The organism is Amphiplicatus metriothermophilus, assembly GCF_900199215.1.
In the GTDB taxonomy this organism is placed as follows: Bacteria; Pseudomonadota; Alphaproteobacteria; order Caulobacterales; family Parvularculaceae; genus Amphiplicatus; species Amphiplicatus metriothermophilus.
In genome coordinates this window covers 15,203-37,300 of record NZ_FZQA01000003.1, presented here as the reverse complement: position 1 = coordinate 37,300, position 22,098 = coordinate 15,203, and the positions used below count along the sequence as shown (strand labels likewise).

Here is a 22,098-nt window from a genome sequence, read left to right as displayed (position 1 = left end):
CGTTCGCGCGCTCACTCCTTCTCCTCCCGGCTGTTGGCGCGGCGGAAGCGCGCGGCCCAGCCTTTGATCTCCGCCTGCCGGCCGCGGGCGACGGCGAGCGCATCCTCCTCGACGTTCCGTGTAATGACAGATCCGGAGCCGACATAGGCGCCGCGCCCGATCGAGACCGGCGCGACCAGCGCCGAATTCGAGCCGATGAAGGCGCCCTCGCCGATCTCGGTGCGGTGCTTGCGGAACCCGTCGTAATTGCAGGTGATGGCTCCCGCGCCGATATTGGCGCGCGCCCCGACTTCGGCGTCGCCCACATAGGCCAGATGATTGACCTTGGCGCCCTCGCCGATCTGCGCCTTCTTGACCTCGACGAAATTGCCGACGCGCGCGCCGGCGCCGATCTCGGCGCCCGGACGCAGGCGCGCGAAGGGCCCGACGACGGCGCCCGGCGCGATGCGCGCGCCCTCGATGTGAGAAAAGGCCCGCACCGTCGCGCCGTCGGCGATCTCCACGCCGGGGCCGAAAAAGACGCCCGGCTCGATCACGACGTCGCGTCCGACCTTCGTGTCCCAGGAGAAATACACCGTCTGCGGATCGATGAGCGTCGCGCCCGCCGCCATCGCCGCTTCGCGCAGGCGCGCCTGGAAGATCGCCTCGACGGCGGCGAGCTCGGCGCGGGCGTTGACGCCGAGCGCTTCGCTCTGCTCGCCCTCGACGACGGCGAAGCGCCGCCCCGAAGCGCGCGCCGTCGCCACGACGTCGGTGAGATAATACTCCCCCTTGGCGTTGTCGTTCGTGAGCCGCGGCAGCGCTTCGCGCAGAAACGCCGCGTCGACGGCCATCAGGCCGGCGTTGCACAGGGTGATCGCGCGCTCTTCCGCCGAGGCGTCCTTCGCTTCGATGATCGCGGCGAGCGCGCCGTCGCCGTCGCGCACGAGCCGGCCATAGGCGCCGGGACTGTCCGTGCGGAAGCCGAGGACCGCGCCGGCCTCTCCTTGAGCGCGCGCGACGAGGCGGGACAGCGTCTCGGGGCGCGCGAGCGGCGTGTCGGCGTAGAGAATGAGCACGACGCCGTCGAAGCCTTCGAGCGCGGGAAGCGCCCTGGCGACCGCGTCGCCGGTGCCGCGCGGCGGCGCCTGGACCGCGATCGCCGCGTCGGGCCGCAAGGCCCGCGCAGCCTCCCCCACCTCGGGCGCCTGGTCTCCGATCACGACGACGAGACGCTGCGGGCAGAGCGCGCCGGCGGACGCCATCGCATGGGCGAGCATCGACCGGCCTGCGACTTCATGCAGCACCTTGGGTTTGGCCGAGCGCATCCGCTCGCCTCGCCCCGCCGCCAGAATCACCGCGGCGATCGCCTGTTCGCTCATCGTTCCTCGCCTGTCGCCCTGCGACGACTCTTTGTTGCTTCGCGCGGCTCGCCAGAATCGACGGATGCCTTTAATCGGGAGCCTTTGCGCGATTCGCTGGCCGCGCGCGGCGGCCGCGCCGGCTTTTGTGGCTTTCCCGGGCGGAGATGTAAATGCGCAGCGATCTCGACGGCGTGACGGCGATTTTCGACCTCGACGGCACGCTCATAGACACCGCAGACGATCTCGCCGCCGCCATGAATCACGCGCTGGCGCGCGCCGGGCTGAAGCCGGTTCCGGCCGGGGACGTGCGCCATCTCGTCGGCCATGGGGCGCGGGCCATGCTGGCGGGCGGCTTTGAGCGGGCGGGCGCGCCGGCGCCCGACCCGGCGGCGATGGAGGCGCATCTCGCCGCCTTTCTCGACTACTATCTCGCCCATATCGCCGACCGCTCGCGCCCCTTCCCTCATGCGGCGGAGACGGTCGAGGCGCTGCGGGCGGCGGGCGCGAAGACCGCCATCTGCACCAACAAGCGCGAGGCGCCGGCCCGCCGGCTGATCGACGCGCTCGGCCTGACCGGCCTGTTCGACGCGATCGTCGGCGGCGACACGGCGGGCGCGCCCAAACCGGACGCGGCGCCGGTACGCCTGTGCCTTGAAGCGACGGGCGCGCGCCGGGGCGTCTTCGTCGGGGACAGCGACACGGACATCGCCGCGGCGGCCGCCGCCGGCCTGCCCTGTCTGGCGGCGTCGTTCGGCTACGGCCCGCTCGCGCGCGCCGGCGAGGCCCGGGCGCTCTTCGACGATTACCGGGCGCTGCCGGCGCTGGTGCGGACCGTTCTCGCCTGAACCCCTCAGCTCGCTTGCGGAAGCGGCCGTCTGGGCATGCCGTTGACCATGTCGCTGCGCACATCCGTGCGCGCCGAGCGCATGGCCGCCACGAAGCCCTCGTCGCGCGTCTCGATATCCACCTCGAACCCGCGCTTGCGCCAGAACTCCTTGATCTGGGCCGCGAGCCGCGCGGCGCCGTCCCGAGTGCAGTAATCAGACATCGATTACCTCTGATGCATACAGCCGTTTACCCGGGCAGAATATAAGCTATGCTGATTTTATCAAGAGGGTATCAGCGAGAAATGCACCGGCTAGTTTACTCCAAACGTTGGCATATCAATAGCTTCTATGCTGCATCGCAAAAAATTTGACAGAATCGTCTCCAGTAATATAAGTTTTACTTATGAGAGTGGAGCTGCGCCATGCGTGATTTCCTGACGTTCGACTCCCCCGCCACCATCGGCGAGCGCATCCGGCTCGCGCGCAAGGCCTCGGGCCTCAACCAGGCCGCCCTCGCCGAGCGCATCGGCGTGACGCAGCCGGCGGTCGCCAACTGGGAGAGCGGCGTGCACGACCCGCGGCGGCTGATGCTGGCGCGCCTGGCCGAAGCGCTCGCCGTGCCGCTCGACTGGCTCGCCGGCGGCGCGCGCTCAACCCATGAACGCGACACGCACCCGGCTGCGGCCTATTTGCGCCGGCCGATCCATCACACGCCGGTCATCAGCTTCCGCGACGCAGCGCGCTTCATCGACGACACGAGCCCCGACCCGCATTCGATGGCCGAAGACTACATCCCCGTCACCACCGCCATTCACAAGGCTTTCGCGCTGTTCATCTCCGACGAGGCGGTCGATCTCGCCTTCCCCAAGGACACGCTCGTCGTCATCGACTACATGGATCGTCGGCCTACGGACGGCGCTTTTTGCCTGGCCGCGCCGTTCAATTTTCCGATCCTGCGCCGCTGGCGGGAGAGCCCGCCGCGCCTGGAGCCGCAATCGAGCGACCCCGCGCACAAAACCATCATGCTCGACCATGATCCAAAGATCATCGGCTGCGCGCGGGTTTCCATCCGCATCCATTAGGCGATAATCCTGATAAAGATCGTTTTCCTGATCACGCCGCGTGTTTCGAATAGCGCGCCTTGACCCGCGGCGCGGCGCGGCGCGCCTCCGAGAAAGCCTTGCGCGCCGCGGCGAGAAGGGCGGCGAAAGTCTCCCCGTCGCCGCCCTCATGAGCGGCGGCCTCGATCTCGCGGCAGAGCGTCGCGAGCTTCTGCGCGCCGACATTGAGACACATGGACTTGAGCGCATGCGCGGCCTTCTTGATCTCCGCGCGGTCGGCACTCCTGACTGCGCGGGCGAGCCGCGCGAAGGCCGGCGGCGCGTGGGTTTCGAACAAGGCGACGGCGCGCGCGACGAGATCGCCGGAGGCGGCCTGCATCCGCGCGAGCTCTTCGAGCGCGACGGGGTCGAACGCCTCGGCCTCGTCCGCGCCGCCCGCCGGCGGCGCGCCTTCGAGCTCTTCATCCGTTTGCAGAACGACGCCGTCCGTGTCGGCCGGCCGCAAAAAGGCGCCCAGCGCGGCGGCCAGCCGCTCGATGTTGAACGGTTTGGCGATATAGTCGTTCATGCCGGCCGGCCGCCATTCGCGCTCCGCGCCGGCCACATGCGCGGTGAGCGCGATGATCGGGACCGGCGCGGCGCCCGCTTCGGCTTCGCGCCGGCGGATGGCGCGGGTCGCCTCGAAGCCGTCCATGCCGGGCATCGAGCAGTCCATCAGGATAAGGTCGAAATCCGCCGCCGCCGCGGCCTCGACCGCCGCGCGGCCGTCTTCGACGAGCGTCGCCTCGACGCCGAGCCGCGCCAGCGCCTCGCGCACCACTTCGCGGTTGACCGCGCTGTCGTCGGCCACGAGAACCTGCGCGCCGTCGAAAGAGGGCAGATCGACCCGCGCCGGCGCGGCGCGGCGCGCGGCCTCGCGTCCGCGCAGACGACCGTCGAGGACGCGCTCGATCTGATCCGTCACCTCATGGCGCGACAGCGGCTTGATGAGCAGATCCTCCGCCACCCCCGACTCGAGCAGCCTGTCGGCGTCCGCTTCGCCCAGCTCGCTGACGCATACCCGCGCGGGCACCCACTGCTCCGGGCCGCCTGGCGCGCTCTCATGAAGAGCGTCGAGAAAACGGGGCGAGGCGAAGATGACATCCGCATACGCCATATGCGCGGCGATGGACGTCTCTTCGTCGAGGATCTGCGCGGCGATTCCCGCTTCCTCGAGATAGCGCGCGAGGGTGCGCGCAGTCGCCGGCCCCGAAACGGCGATCACGGCGCGCATGTCGCGCGGCGCTTCGCGCATCGGTCGCGGCGCGTCGACCGCTTCGGTCGGGATGACGAAATGAAAACGCGAGCCTTTGCCTTCCACGCTGGACACGCCGATCTCTCCGTCCATCGCCTCGACGAGCCGGCGGCAGATGGCGAGCCCCAGACCCGTGCCGCCGAACTTGCGCGTCGTCGTCTGGTCGGCCTGCGAGAACGCCTCGAAAATATCGGCGAGCTTATCATTCGAGATGCCGACGCCGGTGTCGGATACGGAGAATTCGATCCGGCATGCGCCGTCCGGCGCGGGCACGCGCCTGGCCGAGACGACGACGGCGCCCTTTTCGGTGAACTTCAGCGCGTTGTTGATGAGATTCGACAGGATCTGGTTGAGGCGCACCGGATCGCCGCGCACGGTTTCCGGCACGTCGGGGCCGACATAGGCGGCCAGATCGACGCCCTTGGCCGAGGCGCGCTCCCAGAACAGGCCGACCACGTCGTTGATGACGTCGACCGGCCTGACCGAAATGCGTTCGAGCTCGAGCCGGCCGGCTTCGATCTTCGACAGGTCGAGAATGTCGTTGATGATCGCAAGCAGGCTGCGGCCGGACTTGACGATCACGTCGGCGTAGCGCTTCTGGCGCGGCGCGAGATCCGCCCGGCTCAACAGCTCCGCCATGACCAGCATGCCGTTCATCGGGGTGCGGATTTCATGGCTCATGGCGGCCAGGAACTCCGACTTCGCCATATTGGCCGCTTCGGCCGCCTCCTTCGCGCGTTCGAGCTGGCGGGTGCGTCTTCGCACCATCTTCTTCAGATTGCGCTGATGGGCGAGGAGCTGCGCGTCGCGGGCCTCGATCTCGTCCAGCATGGCGTTGAAGGAATCGACGAGCGCCCCGATTTCGTCATCGGTCCGCCGGACCGCGCGCCGGCTGAAATCGCCGGTCTCGCGGATCGCGCCCATGACGCGCGCGAGCGACACGATCGGACGCATCGCCGCCCGTTGCAGGCGCAACGCGATCAGCAGGCCGATGCTCGCCGCATAGACGGCGGCCGCGAGGGCGTCCCACAGCAGCGCGCCGATGCGCCGGGCGAGCGCCGACGCATCGGCGTAAACCCACACCCGCCCGATCGTCTCGCCGTCGCGGCGCACCGGCGCGGCGACCACGGTCGACCCTTCGCGCAGCATCGCCAGCGCCCTGGCGAAAGCCGGCCGCAGATCGGGCCCGCGAACGAGCGCGCCGTCCGGCGGCGCGAGGCCGAATTCGGCGAAGACCTCGCCTTGCGCCGTCTCCACGCGGACGAAATCGATCGTCGGATTGTCCAGCGCGCCCTTTATCGCGGCGCTCGCCGTCTGTCGGTCGCCGGCCGCGAGCGGCTCGGCCGCGAGCGCGGCCAGCATGCTCGCCGTCGTCGCCAGCTCCGCCGTCCTGTCCGCGCCGTAGCGCGCGATTTCGCGCCATACCGTGAACGCCGTGAATATGGCGACGGCGCCGAAGACGGCGGCGACGACAAGCGTCGCCAGCCGGCCGCGCAGGGTCGGATTGTGCCGTTTTACGCGCAAACCGATGGCGCCCCTTGTAAAAATTCCTTTCGACCATGCCGTTAATTAATTGCGAATTGCTTGCCTCGGCCGCATGGAAAGCAGTCCTTAAGAATATTTTGAAACGGTCGGCGCAGGCCCTTGGGAGACTCTGGCCGCCGTGACCGGGAGCAGTCAGACCGCTATCGCGCCGGCGCGCATCCTGTTCGCCGACGACGATCCGATCATGCTGGAGCTCGCTGCGGCGCGGCTCGTCGAGGCCGGCCACGACGTCATGACGGCCGAGGACGGCGAGACCGCGCTCGCGCTTGTTGAAGGGAACGGCGCGGAGCTCGTCATCTCCGATCTCGACATGCCGGCGATGGACGGGTTCGAGCTTACCCGCCGCATCCGGGCCGCGCCGCATCTGGCCGAGATCCCGGTCATCGTGGTCACCGGCAGCGACCATGCGAGCGCCGTCGAGGCGGCCTTCGCGGCGGGAGCCACCTCCTTTCTCGCCAAGCCCATCAACTGGACGCTGTTCAACCAGTCGGTCATGTTCGTGCTGAAGGCGAGCCGCGACCAGCGCGCGCTGCGCGAGGCGCGCGATCAGGCCGAGGCCGGCGCGCGCTTCAAGGACAGCCTGCTCTCGGTGATGAGCCACGAGCTCAGAACGCCGCTCAACGCCATCATCGGCTTCGGCCAGATCCTGCGCGAGCAGTTCGACGCCGAGCGCGATCATCTGCATCGTGAATATGCGGAGTACATCATCGACAGCGGCAAGCGCCTGCTCGACGCCGTGTCCGACATTCTTCTGGTTTCGGACGCGCGCTCGGGCCCGATCGCGATCGCGGAAGCGGACTGCACGGCGCGCGAGATCGTCGAGACGGCCTGCGCCGAAGTCGCCGGCCAGGCCTCGCTCGCCCAGGCGCGCCTGTCGGTCGCGCTCGAAGCGCCGGACCTGACGCTCTTCGCCGATCGCGCGCTGCTGGCGCGGGCCCTCGCCAAGCTTGTCGACAATGCGATCAAGTTCTCCCCCCGCGGCGCGCGCGTGGTGGTCGGCGCCGCTTCGCCCCGCCAGGGCGGCCTCGTCTTCGTGGTGAAGGACGAAGGGCCCGGCGTCGCGCCCGAGCGGCTCGCCGCGCTCGCCAAGCCGCTCGCGCCGGCCGACCTCAGCCCGCGCCGCGCCGAGGAAGGACTCGGCCTCGGCCTGCCGCTCGCCCGGGCGGTCGCCGCCGCCCATGGCGGACGCTTGCGCATCGAGTCCCCGCCGAAGGGCGGGACGACCGCGCTCATCGCGCTGCCGGCCGCGCGCGTGCGCCGCGCCGGCGGCGCCGGCCAGGCTCGATTGGCGAAAGCGCGTTTGTCCGGCGGCCCGGCTTGACGCCGGCCGCCGCGCCTTTATGACTGCCTGCTTCCGGCGCGGCGCCGCGCCCGCCGGAGACCTTGAACGATCAAGGGCGCGTAGCTCAGCGGGAGAGCACTACGTTCACACCGTAGGGGTCGCTGGTTCGAACCCAGCCGCGCCCACCATTTTTCGCCTAATGGCGCATAATGGCGCGCGGCCTCCTTGGCGAGACGCTTTGATGCGCGCGCCGGGCGCCGGCTTTAAGATTGGTTCATTCAAATTAGCGCTTAATTAAACGGCCCGCCCCTAGGCTCGCCGCAATCGCGGAAGCGGAGCGGTCGATGTCTGGAAACCCTCGCCGGGTTTATTGTTTCGAGGATGATCCGTGCACGCTCGAAAAGCTGCATCGAGTCATCGATGAAAACGAAGCCGTCGCCGCCCGCTATTTCGACGCGCCCGGCGCCCTCGCCGCCGCGCAGCGGACCGCGCCGGCGGACGTCGCGATTCTCGGCGGAGAGACCGCCGAGGCGCTCGCCCTCGTCGCCGAGATTCACGCCGCTTCGCCGCAGACGCTGTGTCTTGTTTTGTCCGGTCCGGTCGAGCTCGACGCCTTGCTTGCGGCGGTCGGCGGCGCCGTCTTCCGTCTGACGCCGCAGCCGGCGGACGCGGACGATCTGCGCGGCGCGCTCGCGGAAGCCCTCGCCGCCCTCGCCTTGCGCGATCTGCAGCGCGCGGCGGGCGGCGATCTTGCTGCGAGCGGACACACCCGCACGCCGGTGATGCTGCTCGATTCGGCCCTGCGCGTGATCTACGCCAACGACGAAGCGGCCGATCTCATGCAGGACGGCGCGACTTTCGCGCTGGATACGGACGAGACGCTGATCGCGGCCGACCCGGCCCAGGCGCCGGCCTTTCGCGCCTTTCTGCGCCTGGCCGTCGTCAGCAGGGGACGCGGCGCGCCGCGCGCCTTCAGGCTCTCGCGCGGGCCCGGACGCGCGCCCGTTTCGCTTTGCGCGGCGGGCGCCGGCGAGGGACTGAAGCTCCTGATCGCCGATCCCGAGCGCAAGGGCGGGCCGTCGCCGGCGAGCATCGGCGCGGCGCTCAATATCGGCGAGCCGGAAGCGCGCGTCGTGCATGGCCTCGCGCTCGGCATGGATATCGGCCAGGCCGCCGGCGCGGCGGGCCTGTCGGTCGCGGCGGCGCGCGCGCATATGAGAACCGCCTTCGACAAGACCGGCGCGGCGCGGCCGGCGGACCTCGTCCGCCTCGCCCTGCTCGCCGGAGCATGACGTATACGGAGCAATTATTTCGCCGTCCAAGGGACCGGCCAGCGCGGAGTCTGACATGAAACACGGAAAGGAACGGCGCAAGCACGAACGGACGGTTATCGACTGCGCCGTGCGCTTCACGATCGCCGACGGGCCTGAAGCGACGGGCCGGCTCGTCAACATTTCCGAGGGCGGCCTTGCGATCGCGACCGACAAAACGGCCGCGGTCGGCGAGGAAGCCCTCGCCTATCCCGATGGGCTCGGGCGGCTCGCCGGCAAGGTGGTGCGGGTCTTCGAAGGCGGCTTCGCGATGGCGCTGACCTTGAGCGACATCCAGCGCGCCCATCTGGCCAAGCGCATTCTGGCGGCCAAGACCGGCGCGCCCTATCTGCGCCTGCTCGAGCGGCGCGCCGGCGACCGGGTGAAGCTCAATCTGCCGGCGACCGCCTTTCTGACGGCGACGAGCGAGACCTTCGCCTGCGAGGTCCTCGACCTTTCGGCGGAGGGCGCGGGGATCAAATCGGACATCCGCCCCGCGCTCGGCGAAGAGGTGAAGATCGGGGCCCTGCAGGGGCGGGTCTGTCGCCACACCGCCGCCGGCTTCGCCATCCGCTTCGCGAAAGGCGAGGACGCGCCGGAGCGTTTGACGGCCTGAGCCGCGGCGTCATTTCCAGATCGACCGGCCGGAGCCGGGCAGGCCGAGCGCGGGCCACAGCGCGTCGACGCGGCGGATCACCTCCTCGCTCATCCGGATTTTCTCGCCCCATTCCCGCTTCGTCTCGGGCGGCCATTTGTTGGTGGCGTCGAGGCCGATCTTCGAGCCGAGCCCGGACTCCGGCGAGGCGAAATCGAGATAGTCGATCGGCGTGTTCTCGATCACCGTGATGTCGCGCGCCGGATCCATCCGCGTCGCGATCGCCCACATCACGTCCCTCCAGTCGCGCGCGTCGATGTCGTCGTCCACGACGATGATCCACTTGGCGTACATGAACTGGCGCAAATAGGACCACGCGCCCATCATCACCCGCTTTGCGTGGCCCGGATAAGCCTTCTTCATCGAGATGACGGCGATGCGGTAGCTGCACCCCTCGGGCGGCAGCCAGAAATCGACGATCTCGGGAAACTGCTGGCGCAGGAGCGGAATGAACACCTCGTTCAGCGCTTCGCCGAGCACGCTCGGCTCGTCCGGCGGGCGGCCCGTGAAGGTGGAGAGATAGATCGGATTCTTCCGCATGGTGATCGCCGAGACGGTGAACACCGGAAACTTCTCGACGGCGTTGTAGTAGCCCGTATGGTCGCCATAGGGACCTTCGTCGGCGTACTCGTCGAGCGAAACATGGCCTTCGAGCACGATCTCGGCCTCGGCCGGAACCTTCAGCGGCACGGTTCTGCAATCGACGAGCTCCGCCTTGCGCCCGCGCAGGAGCCCCGCGAAATGATATTCCGACAACGTGTCCGGCACGGGCGTGACGGCTGCGAGAATGATCCCGGGATCGGCGCCGATCACCGCCGCGGCGGGCAGCGGCTCGCGTCTTTCCTGCTTCCATCGGGCGTGCTGCTGCGCGCCGCCGCGATGGGCGAGCCAGCGCATGATCGTCCGGTTTCGGCCGATCTTCTGCATACGGTAGATGCCGAGATTGAAGTCGTCTTCGCGCCCCGCGCCCGGCCCCTTCGTGACCACGAGCGGCCAGGTGATGAGCGGCGCCGGCTCGCCCGGCCAACAGGTCTGGATCGGCAGCAGATCGAGATCGACCGCGGCGCCTTCGAGCACGACCTCCTGACAGGGCGCGCCCCAGTCCCGCGCCGACGGCTTCATGGCGAGCACCGTCTTGGCGAGGGGCAAAAGCCCCATCGCCTCCTTCAGCCCGCCCGGCGGCTCGGGCTGGCGCAGAAAGGCGAGCGTCTCGCCCGCCGCCCGCAGCGCAGCCGCGTCGGCGCGATCCTCCCCGCCCAGGGTCACGCCCATGGCGACGCGCCGGACCGTTCCGAAGAGATTGACCAGCACCGGGATCGACGAGATCGAACCGTCGGCCTTCACCGGCTTCTCGAACAGCACGGCCGGGCCGCCCTCGGCCAGAAGCCGGGTCTGAATTTCGGTCATCTCAAGGACGGTCGAGACCGGCTCGGTCACGCGCGCAAGCTCGCCGGCGGCCTCCAGCTTCTCCAGAAACTCGCGCAAGGATTTGTAAGCCATGGAATTTTCCCTCATCGGGCGGCGCGGCGCGAGATTATCCCCCCGCGTTCGCTTGCGTCCCGCCGCCATGCGGCTTAATCATTTGTGAAGGGAATTTTAAGCGCGGATTACCGACTCCGCCTTTACGATGGCGCATGCAAGCCCTATTTCTGACGCGATCGGGGGCTTGGCTGCGCGGATTGCGTTTAGCGCCTTAAAGCGCGCATGTTCTTGGGAGCGGCGTTCGGCATGCTGCCGATAGTGCATCAGTTGGTTGGAAGCGTCTTCGTAGTCACCGGCGCCATTCTGACGCCCACGCCCGTTCCCATCGGCCTCATCCTTCTCACTATCGGTCTGGCGCTGCTCGCGCCCTACATGCCGCCGGTGCAACGGCTGGTGCGCGCCATTCGGCGCAGATGGCCGAATATCGACCGCTCCCTGCGCCGCAACCGCGACCGGTTTCCGCCGGTCATCCGCGCCACCATCGACAAGACCTGCCCGCAAACGCCCCCCGCCGAATAGGAGAGCCCGCCAGGCGTCGCGCCTGGCCTGGCCTCGCCTTGACGCATGTCGCGCGGCTGCGGCAAAACGCCCGCCTTCGTCCGCGCTCGCCCGAAAGCCGCCGTCATGCGCATCGCCATCGTCGAGACCGGCGCGCCGCCGCCCGCGCTCAAACGCCGCCACGGCGGCTATCCGCAAATGCTGGAGCGGCTTCTCGCGCCGTTCCTGCCCGGCGCTTCGTTTCCGGTTTTTTCCGTATTCGAGGGCGCGCCGCCGCCGCCCCTCGCCGCCTTCGACGGCCTTCTTCTCACCGGCTCGCCCGCCGGCGTCTATGAACCACACGCCTGGATCGCGCCGCTCGAAGCGCTCGTCCGCGACGCGGCGCGCGCGGGCAAGCCGCAGGTCGGCGTCTGCTTCGGTCATCAGCTGATGGCGCAGGCGTTCGGCGGACGCGTTGAGAAGTCCGACAAGGGCTGGGGCGTCGGCGCGCATAGCTACGACGTCTTCGCGCCGCGGGACTGGATGCGGCCTTTCGCGCGGCGCATCGCCTGCGCCGTCTCCCATCAGGACCAGGTGACGCAGCTCCCGCCGGGCGCGGTTCGCCTGGCGGGCTCGGACTTCTGCCCCAACGGCGCGCTGGAATATCCGGGCGCGCCGGCCGTTTCGTTCCAGATGCATCCGGAGTTCGACCACGCGTTCGCCGCGGATCTCATCCGCGCCCGGCGCGAGCGGATTCCCGCCGCCCTCGCCGACGAGGCGCTGGCGAGCCTTCAGCGCGAGACCGACCGCATGCGGATCGCCCAGTGGATCGCCGCTTTCTTTCAATCGGCCTGAGGAGAAGACGGCCATGACGGAGATGACGCTCTATATCGGCGACAGGAACCTGTCGTCCTGGTCGCTGCGGGCCTGGCTCGTGCTGAAACAGGCCGGCGCGGCGTTCCGCGAACAGGTGATGCGCCTCGACCGGCCGGACACGCGCGACGCCCTGCGCCGGGTCTCCCCGTCGGGGCTCGCGCCCTGTCTCGCGCACGGCGACGTTCGCATCTGGGACTCCCTCGCCATCGCGGAATACGCGAACGAGCTGTTTCCGGAAAAGGCGCTTTGGCCGGCGGACCGCGCCGCGCGGGCGCTGGCCCGCGCGGTTTCGGCGGAGATGCATTCGGGCTTCGCCGAGCTCAGGCGGTTCTGGCCGATGAACTTCGCCCGCCGCGACATGCGCCATCTCTGCCCGCCGCCGGTTCGCCGGGACATCGACCGCATCGCCGCGATCTGGACCGAATGCCGCGAAAAGCACGCAGACGCCGGGCCGTTCCTGTTCGGGGCCTTCTCCATCGCCGACGCCATGTACGCGCCGGTGGTCTCGCGCTTCATGACTTACGGACCCGTCGAGCTGCCGCCGCTTGCGGCCGATTACGCCCGCGCGATCTTCGACCTGCCGGCCATGCGCGAATGGGGCGAGGCGGCGAAGGCGGAAGTCGCCGGCTCGCCATGAACCGTCCCGCCGGTTGCGCCCCGGGCGGGGAGCCTCTATTCCCGCGCCCATGAACGACGCAGAAGCGCAAGCCATCCTCGAAAGCCTCATCGACGACGCGCGGCGCGCGGGCGCCGACGCGGCCGACGCGCTCATCCATTCCGTCGTCTCTTCGGGCGTTTCCTGGCGGCTCGGCAAGCTGGAGGACGTCGAGCGCTCGGAAGGACGCGATCTCGGCCTGCGCATCCTCATCGGCCGGCGCCAGGCGAGCGTTTCGACGACGGACTTCTCCCGCGCCGGCCTTAAAGAGCTCGTCGCGCGCTGCGCGGCGATGGCGAAGGCGGCGCCGGAAGACCCGTATTGCGGACTCGCGCCGAAGGAGCGGCTCGCCCGGCCCCCCTTTCCCGACCTCGATCTCGGCGACTTCGCCGAGCCCGATACGGAAACCCTCAAGGCGCGCGCCGCGGCCTGCGAGGAAGCCGCGCTGGCGGTGAAAGGCGTCGTCAATTCCAGCGGCGCCGGCGCCGGCTATGGCGAAGGGCGCAAATGGTTCGCCACCAGCGAGGGCTTCTTCGGCGCCTCGGGCGGGGCGCATCATTCCGTGTCGGTCAGCGTCATCGCCCAGGACGCCGCCGGCATGGAGCGCGATTACGACTACGATTCGAAAACGCATCTGATCGACATGCGCGCGCCGGAAGACGTCGGCCGTCGGGCCGGCGAGCGCGCCGTCGCGCGCCTGTCCCCGCGCAAGCTGAAAAGCCGGACGGCGCCGGTGATCTTCGACAAGCGCCTGTCGGGCTCGCTGCTGGCGCACCTCGCCGGCGCGATCAACGGCGGCGCGATCGCGCGGGGGGTCAGCTTCCTCAAGGACAAGAAGGGCGCGCGCATCTTTCCCGCCGGCGTCAACGTGATCGACGACCCGCTCATCCGGCGCGGCCACGCCTCGCGCCCCTTCGACGGGGAAGGCGTCGCCGGCGAGCGGCTCAAGATCATCGACGACGGCGTGCTGACCGACTGGCTGATGAACAGCGCGCAGGCGCGCCAGCTTGGCCTTGAGACCAACGGGCGCGCCGTTCGCGGACCCAACGGCCCGCCGGGCGCGGGCGCGACCAATCTCTATCTCGAGCCCGGCGCGCGCAGCCTGCGCGATCTGATGACGGACGCCGGCGCGGGCTTCATCGTCACGGACAAGTTCAGTCCGCAGATCAACGCCAATACCGGCGACTATTCCGTCGGCTGCTCAGGCTTCTGGTTCGAAAACGGCGAGATCGCCTATCCGGCGAGCGAGATAACCATCGCAGGCGATCTTCCGTCCATGTTCGCCGCGATCGTCGCCGCCGACGATCTGGAGTTCATCGGCGCGATCAACGCCCCGAGCGTCCTCGTCGGCGAAATGACCATCGCCGGAAACTAGCGAGTCATCTCTAGCGGAGCGTTCCGATGGAAAAGCAGCTGTTGCATCTCGTCTTCGGCGGCGAGCTTGAAAATCTCGAAGAGGTCCGTTTCCGCGACCTCGACACGCTCGACATCGTCGGCATTTTCCCGAACTATGCGGAGGCGGAGAAAGCCTGGCGCGCCAAGGCGCAGGCCACCGTCGACAACGCGCATATGCGCTATTTTATCGTGCATCTGCACCGCCTGCTCGATCCCGACGGGGACGGCAGGTTCTGATCCGCGCGGATGGCCGATCCCGTCACCCGCGAAGAGTTCGCCACGCCCGCCGGCCGCCGGCGGGCGTGGCGCGAGCTGATGTTCGCCGATCACGGCGCGCTTCGGCTGTTCTACCGCAACGTCCACGAGATCGCGCCGGGCCGAATGTGGCGCAGCTATCAGCCTTCGCCGGGGCAGCTTCGCCGCTGGCGCGAGCGGGGCGTGAAGACCGTCGTCAATCTGCGCGGCGACAAGCCGAGCGGGTTTTATTTTCTCGAAGAAGACGCCTGCCGGCGGCTCGGTCTCAGGCTCGTCACCTTTCGCGTGTTTTCCCGCGAAGCGCCGTCGAGGGAAATTCTTCACGGCGCGCGCCGCCTGTTCGACGAGATCGAGTACCCCGCCCTCATGCACTGCAAATCGGGCGCGGACAGGGTCGGGCTGATGGCGACGCTTTTCCTGTTCCTGCATGAAGGCGTCCCGCTCGACGCCGCCATGAGGCAGCTTTCCTGGCGTTACGGCCATATCCGCCACGGCAAGACCGGCGTCATCGACCGCGCCTTCGAGGACTATATCGACTACGCCCGGCGCGCGGGCAAAAGCCTTTCGTCCGTAGACGATTTTTTCGAATGGGTGGACGGCGTCTACGACCCCGCGCGGGTCAAGGCGGCCTTCATGGGCTCCTGGTGGGGGAACCTGCTCACCGAGCGCGTGCTGCGGCGGGAATAGGCCTTACGCCTCCGCCGGCGCGGCGAGCTGCAGCGCCGCCAGCCGCGCATAGACGCCGCCGCGGGCCATCAGCGCGTCGTGGGTCCCGCGCTCGACGACCCTGCCCTTCTCCATCACCGCGATCAGGTCCGCCGCGCGGATGGTCGCGAGCCGGTGCGCGATGACCAATGTCGTACGTCCCTTCGTCAGGCGGGCGAGCGCGGCCTGAATCTTCGCCTCGGATTCGGCGTCGAGCGCCGATGTCGGCTCGTCGAGCAGAAGGATCGGCGCGTTCTTGAGAAACGCCCGGGCGAGCGCGACGCGCTGGCGCTGGCCGCCGGAAAGCTTCGCGCCGTGCTCGCCGACGCGCGCGTCGTAACCGTCCGGCAGGGCGCGGATGAATTCGTCGGCCGCGGCGGCCTGCGCGGCGGCGACGATCTCCTCCTCGCGCGCGCCGGGCCGGCCGATCGCGATATTGGCGCGGATCGTGTCGTCGAACAGATGCGCGTCCTGGCTGACGACGGCGATCGCCGCGCGCAGCGAGGCGAGCGTCGTTTCAGCGATGTTCTGTCCGTCGATCAGGATCTCGCCGGCCTCGACGTCGTAAAGCCGCGGCAGCAGATTGAAGACCGTCGACTTGCCCGCGCCCGACTCGCCGACGAGCGCCACGGTCGCGCCGGGCGGAACCTCCAGCGAAAAGCCGTCGAGCGCCGGCGCCCCGGCCCGGTAAGAAAAGCGCACGTCGCGGAAGGAGATCGCGCCCGCGGCGACGGCGAGCGGGCGCGCGCCGGGACGATCGACCACGGACGGTTCGGCGTCGATCAGATGGAGCATCCGCTCGAAAGCGGCGACGCCTTCCTGCACGACCGCGCTGAGCGTGCCGAGCCCGCGCGCCGGCTGGGACACAAGCAGCAGCGCGATGATGAAGGAGACGAATTGCGGCCCGTCGAGCGCGCCCTCGGAAATCCGCCAGGCGACGGCGGCGACGACGACCGCCAGCGCGACGGAGCCCACGAGAAAGATGAACGGCTCGTTGGCGGCGCGCGCGAAGGCGAGCCCCTTGAGCAGACGCAGCCTCGTTTCGAACGCCGCATCGGCGCGCGCGCGCTCATAGTCTTCGAGCTGATAGGTCTTCACCGTGCGCGCGCCGGCAACCGCCTCGCCGACGAGCGCGGCGATCTCGCCGGCCTGGGTCTGGGCTTCGCCCGACTGACGGCGAAGATATTTCCCGATGCGCGCCACCGGCCAGCCGAGCGCGGGATAGGCGACGGCCACGATCAGAAAAAGCAGCCAGTCGTAATAGATCATCATCGCGCACAGGCCGACCAAGGTGAGCGCGTCGCGCACGGCCGTCGCGGCGCGCGTCAAGGTCTCGCGCAGGACGAGGGCGTCGTTGGAGAAGCGCGAAATGATCTGGCCCGAGGCTTCGGCGCGCATCTGCGCGAAGTCGAGCCCGACGAAGCGGGCGAACATGGCGCGCTGCAGATCGCGCAGCGCCGACAGCGCCGCCGACAGGCTGAACCGCGCCTGCAGATATTGCGCGCCGGCGTTGATCGCCCCGAGCGCCAGAATGAGCATCGGCCCGAGCAGGATGACGTCCTCGGCGCGCGCCGAGAACCGCCCGGAGCCGCCCATGAAGGCGGAATTGATCCATTCCACGCCCAGCGGAATGACGCTCGCCGAAGCGGCGTAGACCGCCATCGCGAGAAGCGAGAACGCCAGCATCGGCCAGTACCGGCCGAGATAATCGCGCCACAGGCGGGCGGCGAGCTTTACGGTCGGAACCGGTTCGGCTAGGGGATGCGGGCGCGGCAAGTTTGAAAAACCCTCTCACGCTGGGGCGCGCGGGCGACGCCCTTGGTCCCGCCGATCTATCATTGGCCGCCGTTGACGCCAAACGTTACGGATTGCTGCAACCGCCTGATTTCGCCCGAAGAACCGCCGATTGAAAGCCCGATGCCGCTGCGCCGACTGTCCAGGGCGATTCTCCGCTCGCGCTTCGCGGCGCGCCTCGGCGCGGCGCTCGCGGCCGGCTATATCCGGCTCGTTCATCGCGCGTCGCGTTGGGAGTTCCTGGGCCGCGAGCATGTCGAGGCGCTCAACGCCCGCCGCGAGGGCTTCATCCTGGCCTTCTGGCACAACCGGCTGCTGATGACGCCCGTCGTCCGGCGCCAGACGCCCAAGCGGGTGTTCATGCTGATCTCCCGCCACCGCGACGCGCAGATCATGGCCGAGGCGGCGCGGCCCTTCGGGGTCGAGTTCATCTGCGGCTCGACCGCCAACCCCAAAAAGCCCGACAAGAACAAGGGCGGCGCAGCCGCCCTCGCGCAGATGATCGCCGCGCTGAAGGACGGCGCCGTCGTCGGGGTCACGCCGGACGGGCCGCGCGGGCCGGCCGAACAGGTCCAGGCCGGCGTCATTCGCCTCGCCCATTACGCCGGCGCGCCGATCCTGCCGGGCGCATGGTCGACGAGCCGCGGGCGGTTTCTCAATACGTGGGACCGTTTTTTCCTGCCCGCGCCGTTCTCGCGCGGCTATTTCGTCGCCGGCGCGCCGATCGACCCGCCGACGGACGGCTCGCCCGAGGCGATCGAGACGCGCCGGCGCGCGCTGGAGGAGGCGCTCAAGGAGGCGACGCGGCTCGCCGACGCCGCGGCGGGCCGGGCTCGCGGCGCGGATCGGATCGGTTAGGATGGCAGGCATGGCCCTGATGCAAGACGCCCCGCCCAAGCCCTTCGGCCTCCGCCTCTATCAGGCGGCGAGCCGGCTCGCCGGCCCGCTCGCCGCCTTCGCGCTCAGCCGGCGCCTCGCGGCCGGCAAGGAGGACGCCGCGCGCCTGAGCGAGCGGCGCGGCCTTGCCGGACGCCCTCGGCCGGACGGCGCGCTCGTCTGGATTCACGGCGCGAGCGTCGGCGAATCGCTTTCCGTGCTTCCTCTCGTGAGCCGTCTTCAATCGCTTCGCCCGGACCTCGGCTTTCTGGTCACGACGGGCACCGTGACCTCGGCGCGGCTGATGGCCGAGCGGCTGCCGCCGGGCGCCTTTCATCAGTACGCCCCGCTCGACCATCCGCGCTATGTCGAGGCGTTTCTCGACCACTGGCGGCCGCAGGCCGCGCTCTTCGTCGAATCCGAGTTCTGGCCGAACCTCATCCTCGCCGCGCGCGAGCGGGTCGGCTTCATGGCGCTCGTCAACGGGCGGGTGTCGCCGAAGTCTTTCGAGCAGTGGCGACGCAAGCCGCAGACCATCCGATACCTGCTCGCCGCCTTCGACCTGATGATCGCGCAGGATCGTCAGAACGCGGAGCGGCTCAGCCTGCTGTCGGGCCGCGATACGCCGACGCTCGGCAATCTCAAGCACGCCGCGCCTCCCTTGCCGGGCGCGGAGGCGGATCTCGCGGCGCTGCGCGCCATGATCGGCGCGCGCGCGGTCTGGCTCGCCGCCAGCACCCATCCGGGCGAGGAATCGGCGATTTACAACGCGCACGGATTGTTGAGGGAGTCCTTCCCTGACCTGTTGACCCTGCTCGCGCCGCGCCATCCCGAGCGCGGCGCGGAAATCGCCGCGCTGGGCGCCGAAAACGGCCTGCGGGCGAGCCGGCGGTCGAAAAACCAGCCCATCGAGCGGGATACGGACGTTTACGTCGCCGACACGCTCGGCGAGCTCGGCCTGTTCTACCGGCTCAGCGAGATCGCCTTCGTCGGCGGCAGCCTGACCCCGAAAGGCGGGCACAACCCGCTCGAACCGGCGCGGCTCGGCGGCGCCGTCCTGCACGGGCCGCACATTTTCAACTTCGTCGAGACCTATGGCGACATGCGCGCGGCGGGCGCGGCCGCGCTCGTGCGCAACGACCGGGAGCTGGCGACGGCGGTGCGCCGTCTGCTCTGCGACGAGAAAACGCGCCATGCGATGGCCGACGCCGCGCGGCGCGCGTCCGAAGCGAGCGCGGAGAGGATTCTGGCCGAAATCAGCGGCCTCATCCTCGACCGGTTCGAGCGCGCGGCGAAGCTCGCGGCATGATGCGGGAGCCGTGGTTCTGGCGCGAGCGCACCCTCGCGGCGCGCGCTGCGGCCGGCCTTCTTGCGCCAGCGGCCGCGCTGTACGACGCCGGCCAGCGTCTGCGCGCGGCGCGCGCGCGGCCCGCAAAGCCTCCGCTTCCCGTCTTCTGCGTCGGCGCGGCGACCCTCGGCGGCGTCGGCAAGACGCCTTTCGCGCTGCTGCTTGCGGAAACCCTGAAGCGGCTCGGCGAGCGGCCGCATTTCCTGACGCGCGGCTATGGCGGCGGGCGGGCCGGGCCGCTGCAGGTGGATCCCTCCGTACACGATGCGCGCGCCGTCGGCGACGAGGCGCTGCTGCTGGCGCGCGCCGCGCCTGTCTGGATCGCTCGCGCGCGCCCCAGGGGAGCCGCCGCAGCGTTCCTCGCCGGCGCGAGCGCGCTCGTCATGGACGACGGCTTTCAAAATCCGTCCCTCGAAAAGACGCTCTCCTTCCTTATCGTCGATGCGGCCGACCCCGCGGGAAACGGCCGGATTTTCCCGGCCGGTCCCTTGCGCGAGCCGCTCGCCCGGGCGGCGGCGCGCGCCGACGCGATCGTCATCGCCGGCGTCGAGCCGGACGGGGCCGGCCCGTCGATTTCGGACGGCGAAGGCAAGCCGCGCTTCCGCGTCCGGCTGGAGCCGCGCGAGCGCCCCGCGCCGCGACGCGCGCTGGCGTTCTGCGGCGTCGGCCGGCCGGAGCGGTTCTTCGCCCTCCTCGAAACGCAGGGCTTCGAGCTCGCCGCGCGCCGGCCGTTTCCGGACCATCATCCTTTCACCGAAGCCGAGATCGGCGCGCTGCGGCGCGAAGCGAAGCGGCTCGGCGCCGCGCTCGTCACGACGGAAAAGGATTTCGTCCGTCTGCCCCCGGCCTGGCGGGAGGACGTCGCCGTCCTGCCGGTCGCGATGCGGATCGACGATCCGGCGGGCCTTGAGCGCCTGGCGAAAAAAGCTCTTGCGGCCTTTCATGCGCCGGATACGGAGAAAGCATGACCCGGTCTTCGCTCGATGTCGCCGAAGAAACGCCCCTGCCGGCGCCGCGGTCGAACCGGCCGGCGACGATCGGCCATCGCATCGAATACGCCGCGACCCGATTCCTGTTCTTCCTGTTCGGGCTGATCGGGGTCGATCGCGCCTCCGCCCTCGCCGGCGGCTTCACGCGCTTCGTCGGGCCGAAGCTGCGCCGCATCTCGGCGCGCGGCGAAGAGAACCTGCGCCGGGCGTTTCCCGACTGGAGCGAGAACGCCGTGCGCCGCGCCGTCGCGGGCGTGTGGGAGAATCTCGGCCGCACCGCGGCGGAGTTCGCCCATCTCGACAGGTTCGATCCCTTCGCGCCCGACAGCCGGGTGGAGATCGTCGGCGCGGAGCGGCTGCGCGCAGTCGCCGCGGGGGCCGGCCCCGCGATTTTCGTCTCGGGACATTTCGCCAACTGGGAGGTCATGTCAGTGGCGCTGAAAGCGGCCGGCGTCGATTACGCGGTCGTCTATCGCGCCGCCAACAATCCGCTGGTCGACGCGCTCATCATCGAGACCCGCGCGCGCGTCATGTCGCGCCATCAGATTCCGAAAGGCAAGCGCGGCGCGCGCGCCCTGGTCGAAGCGCTGCGCGCGGGACGATCATTGGCGATGCTGGTCGATCAGAAGCTCAACGACGGAATCGCCGTTCCCTTCATGGGCCGGCCGGCGATGACGACGCCCGCGCCGGCGCGGCTGGCGCTGAAATTCGGCGCGCCCGTCATTCCCATGGGCATCGAACGGCTCGCCGGGGCGCGTTTCAGGCTGACGGTTTACGACCCGATCGCCCATGCGCCGACCGGCGATCTCGCCGAAGACGTCCGTTCGCTGACCATCCTTATCAACGAGGCGCTGGAGGCGCGCATCCGCGCCCGGCCCGAGCAATGGCTGTGGCTGCACCGGCGCTGGCCGAAAGATGACGGCGCGCCCGCTTAAGGCGCCGAGCGATTTATCCGGCGCATTCGCCTTCATGCGCGACGCTGACGCCTTTCGACGCCGCCGAGCAGGCGCTCGGATAGGTCCGCCCGTCGCAGCCGCAGACCGGCCGATATTCCATCGTGCAGATTTGAGGACGCTTCCGGCAGATTCCGGCGGCGTCCGCGACATCGACGCATTCGCCGGCCGGCGTCGCGCAGTAATCGGCCGGATCGACGCAGGCGAGGCCCGCGACTCCGCCGCAAAGGCCCCCGCTTTCGCCCGGCGCGGGGCCGGCGTCGCCCCCGCCCTTCGCGCCTTCGCTCGCGCAGGCCGCGGCCAGCATCGCCGCGGCGAACATCCCCGCCGCCCGCGCCATGCTCGCCTCCCGGCTCAATCGTCGTCCGACATCTGCGCCTGCATGTAGAGCTGCTCGCCCAGCTTGCCGATCAGCTCTAGCTGCGTCTCCAGGAAGTCGATGTGTTCTTCCTCCGACTCCAGAATGCGCGCCATGAGCTCCCGGCTGACATAGTCCTGGATCTTCTCGAAATAGGCGATCGCCTCCACATAGAGCGGATGCGCGCGCTGCTCGGCGCGCAAGTCGCATTCGAGACACTCCTTCACCGACTCGCCGATATAGACCTTGTCGAGATCCTGGACATTGGGAAGACCTTCGAGAAAGAGGATGCGTTCGATCAGCTCGTCCGCATGCTTCATTTCGTCGATCGATTCGTCGTACTCTTTCTTGGCGAGACGCTTGAAGCCCCAGTTCCGAAACATCCGCGCATGCAGGAAGTACTGGTTGACAGTCGTCAGCTCCAGCTTCAGCGCTTTGTTGAGATATTCAATGACCTTCGGGTCGCCTTTCACGTCTTGCTCCGCATTGCTGTCGCTCGACGCAAGACTACATCATCCGCGCGCGGCCTAAAGCCTTATCTTTGCGAGCGAAAATCACTTGCGCGCTTTTTCGAAGCGAATGCGAAGCATGAACCGCGCGGCTCGAACGTCGCTGGCA

22 protein-coding genes and 1 tRNA gene are annotated in these 22,098 nt (G+C 69.3%); 16 read left to right on the top strand and 7 right to left on the bottom strand.

Annotated elements, in window-relative coordinates:
- Nucleotides 1-11: 11 nt before the first annotated feature.
- Nucleotides 12-1,361: a bifunctional UDP-N-acetylglucosamine diphosphorylase/glucosamine-1-phosphate N-acetyltransferase GlmU gene (gene glmU / locus CHB64_RS07860; protein ID WP_089412074.1), complete on the bottom strand. Its 1,350-nt coding sequence runs from the start codon at nt 1,359-1,361 to the stop codon at nt 12-14.
- Between the two features lie 152 nt (nt 1,362-1,513).
- On the opposite strand from glmU, the gene CHB64_RS07855 reads away from it, so the two are divergent.
- Entirely contained in the window at nt 1,514-2,188 is a 675-nt protein-coding gene (locus CHB64_RS07855) for an HAD-IA family hydrolase (protein ID WP_089412073.1), read from the top strand.
- Nucleotides 2,189-2,193: 5 nt separating this feature from the next.
- Here the strand turns inward: CHB64_RS07855 and CHB64_RS07850 are convergent, their stop codons facing one another.
- Nucleotides 2,194-2,391: a phosphoglycolate phosphatase gene (locus CHB64_RS07850; RefSeq protein ID WP_089412072.1), complete on the bottom strand. Its 198-nt coding sequence runs from the start codon at nt 2,389-2,391 to the stop codon at nt 2,194-2,196.
- Nucleotides 2,392-2,592: 201 nt separating this feature from the next.
- Here CHB64_RS07850 and CHB64_RS07845 point away from each other — a divergent pair, with 201 nt between their 5' ends.
- Nucleotides 2,593-3,252 carry a helix-turn-helix domain-containing protein gene (locus CHB64_RS07845; protein WP_089412071.1) on the top strand — a complete coding sequence of 220 codons (660 nt, stop codon included), beginning with the start codon at nt 2,593-2,595 and terminating at the stop codon, nt 3,250-3,252.
- A 31-nt stretch (nt 3,253-3,283) separates the two neighbouring features.
- On the opposite strand, the gene CHB64_RS07840 is transcribed toward CHB64_RS07845, so the two are convergent.
- Nucleotides 3,284-6,049 carry a hybrid sensor histidine kinase/response regulator gene (locus CHB64_RS07840; RefSeq protein ID WP_089412070.1) on the bottom strand — a complete coding sequence of 922 codons (2,766 nt, stop codon included), beginning with the start codon at nt 6,047-6,049 and terminating at the stop codon, nt 3,284-3,286.
- A gap of 139 nt (nt 6,050-6,188) precedes the next feature.
- On the opposite strand from CHB64_RS07840, the gene CHB64_RS07835 reads away from it, so the two are divergent.
- From CHB64_RS07835 to CHB64_RS07820, 4 genes are all read left to right on the top strand, one after another.
- Nucleotides 6,189-7,391 (top strand): hybrid sensor histidine kinase/response regulator, encoded by a 1,203-nt coding sequence (locus CHB64_RS07835; RefSeq protein WP_089412069.1) that lies wholly within the window; start codon nt 6,189-6,191, stop codon nt 7,389-7,391.
- A gap of 74 nt (nt 7,392-7,465) precedes the next feature.
- Nucleotides 7,466-7,540, top strand: a tRNA-Val gene (locus tag CHB64_RS07830).
- 156 nt (nt 7,541-7,696) lie between these two features.
- Nucleotides 7,697-8,644, top strand: coding sequence for a helix-turn-helix transcriptional regulator (locus CHB64_RS07825; RefSeq protein WP_089412068.1), 948 nt, complete (start codon nt 7,697-7,699; stop codon nt 8,642-8,644).
- A 55-nt stretch (nt 8,645-8,699) separates the two neighbouring features.
- Entirely contained in the window at nt 8,700-9,278 is a 579-nt protein-coding gene (locus CHB64_RS07820; RefSeq protein WP_089412067.1) for a PilZ domain-containing protein, read from the top strand.
- Nucleotides 9,279-9,287: 9 nt separating this feature from the next.
- Here the strand turns inward: CHB64_RS07820 and CHB64_RS07815 are convergent, their stop codons facing one another.
- Entirely contained in the window at nt 9,288-10,817 is a 1,530-nt protein-coding gene (locus CHB64_RS07815; RefSeq protein WP_089412410.1) for a UbiD family decarboxylase, read from the bottom strand.
- 228 nt (nt 10,818-11,045) lie between these two features.
- Here CHB64_RS07815 and CHB64_RS07810 point away from each other — a divergent pair, with 228 nt between their 5' ends.
- The 6 genes from CHB64_RS07810 to CHB64_RS07785 all read left to right on the top strand — a co-directional run bounded on the left by CHB64_RS07810 (nt 11,046) and on the right by CHB64_RS07785 (nt 15,144).
- Nucleotides 11,046-11,318, top strand: a complete 273-nt coding sequence (locus CHB64_RS07810) for a PGPGW domain-containing protein (protein WP_159462445.1) — start codon at nt 11,046-11,048, stop codon at nt 11,316-11,318.
- Nucleotides 11,319-11,423: 105 nt separating this feature from the next.
- Complete coding sequence (locus CHB64_RS07805) at nt 11,424-12,131, top strand: type 1 glutamine amidotransferase (RefSeq protein ID WP_089412409.1); 708 nt, start codon at nt 11,424-11,426, stop codon at nt 12,129-12,131.
- Between the two features lie 13 nt (nt 12,132-12,144).
- Nucleotides 12,145-12,789: a glutathione S-transferase family protein gene (locus CHB64_RS07800; protein WP_089412065.1), complete on the top strand. Its 645-nt coding sequence runs from the start codon at nt 12,145-12,147 to the stop codon at nt 12,787-12,789.
- A 49-nt stretch (nt 12,790-12,838) separates the two neighbouring features.
- Nucleotides 12,839-14,182 carry a TldD/PmbA family protein gene (locus CHB64_RS07795; RefSeq protein WP_089412064.1) on the top strand — a complete coding sequence of 448 codons (1,344 nt, stop codon included), beginning with the start codon at nt 12,839-12,841 and terminating at the stop codon, nt 14,180-14,182.
- A gap of 26 nt (nt 14,183-14,208) precedes the next feature.
- A complete protein-coding gene (locus CHB64_RS07790; protein WP_089412063.1) occupies nt 14,209-14,439 on the top strand; it encodes a DUF4170 domain-containing protein in 231 nt (76 codons plus the stop codon).
- Between the two features lie 9 nt (nt 14,440-14,448).
- The gene (locus tag CHB64_RS07785) at nt 14,449-15,144 is read left to right on the top strand and encodes a fused DSP-PTPase phosphatase/NAD kinase-like protein (RefSeq protein ID WP_089412062.1); all 696 of its coding nucleotides are present in this window, start codon (nt 14,449-14,451) and stop codon (nt 15,142-15,144) included.
- Nucleotides 15,145-15,147: 3 nt separating this feature from the next.
- Here the strand turns inward: CHB64_RS07785 and CHB64_RS07780 are convergent, their stop codons facing one another.
- Entirely contained in the window at nt 15,148-16,938 is a 1,791-nt protein-coding gene (locus tag CHB64_RS07780) for an ABC transporter ATP-binding protein (protein ID WP_200815286.1), read from the bottom strand.
- A 141-nt stretch (nt 16,939-17,079) separates the two neighbouring features.
- Here CHB64_RS07780 and CHB64_RS07775 point away from each other — a divergent pair, with 141 nt between their 5' ends.
- From CHB64_RS07775 to CHB64_RS07760, 4 genes are read left to right on the top strand one after another with little or no spacing between them, the layout of a single operon-like run.
- Nucleotides 17,080-17,814, top strand: coding sequence for a lysophospholipid acyltransferase family protein (locus CHB64_RS07775; protein ID WP_143265968.1), 735 nt, complete (start codon nt 17,080-17,082; stop codon nt 17,812-17,814).
- A 10-nt stretch (nt 17,815-17,824) separates the two neighbouring features.
- Nucleotides 17,825-19,141 carry a 3-deoxy-D-manno-octulosonic acid transferase gene (locus tag CHB64_RS07770; protein WP_089412407.1) on the top strand — a complete coding sequence of 439 codons (1,317 nt, stop codon included), beginning with the start codon at nt 17,825-17,827 and terminating at the stop codon, nt 19,139-19,141.
- Nucleotides 19,138-20,148, top strand: coding sequence for a tetraacyldisaccharide 4'-kinase (gene lpxK, locus CHB64_RS07765; RefSeq protein ID WP_200815285.1), 1,011 nt, complete (start codon nt 19,138-19,140; stop codon nt 20,146-20,148). The genes CHB64_RS07770 and lpxK overlap by 4 nt, the downstream gene beginning before the upstream one ends.
- Complete coding sequence (locus tag CHB64_RS07760) at nt 20,145-21,104, top strand: lysophospholipid acyltransferase family protein (RefSeq protein WP_089412060.1); 960 nt, start codon at nt 20,145-20,147, stop codon at nt 21,102-21,104. Before lpxK ends, CHB64_RS07760 begins: the two co-directional genes overlap by 4 nt.
- Nucleotides 21,105-21,117: 13 nt before the next feature.
- Here the strand turns inward: CHB64_RS07760 and CHB64_RS07755 are convergent, their stop codons facing one another.
- Both CHB64_RS07755 and bfr read right to left on the bottom strand, forming a co-directional pair.
- The gene (locus tag CHB64_RS07755) at nt 21,118-21,462 is read right to left on the bottom strand and encodes a Kazal-type serine protease inhibitor family protein (protein WP_089412059.1); all 345 of its coding nucleotides are present in this window, start codon (nt 21,460-21,462) and stop codon (nt 21,118-21,120) included.
- 14 nt (nt 21,463-21,476) lie between these two features.
- Nucleotides 21,477-21,953, bottom strand: a complete 477-nt coding sequence (gene bfr / locus CHB64_RS07750; protein ID WP_089412058.1) for a bacterioferritin — start codon at nt 21,951-21,953, stop codon at nt 21,477-21,479.
- Nucleotides 21,954-22,098: the final 145 nt, after the last annotated feature.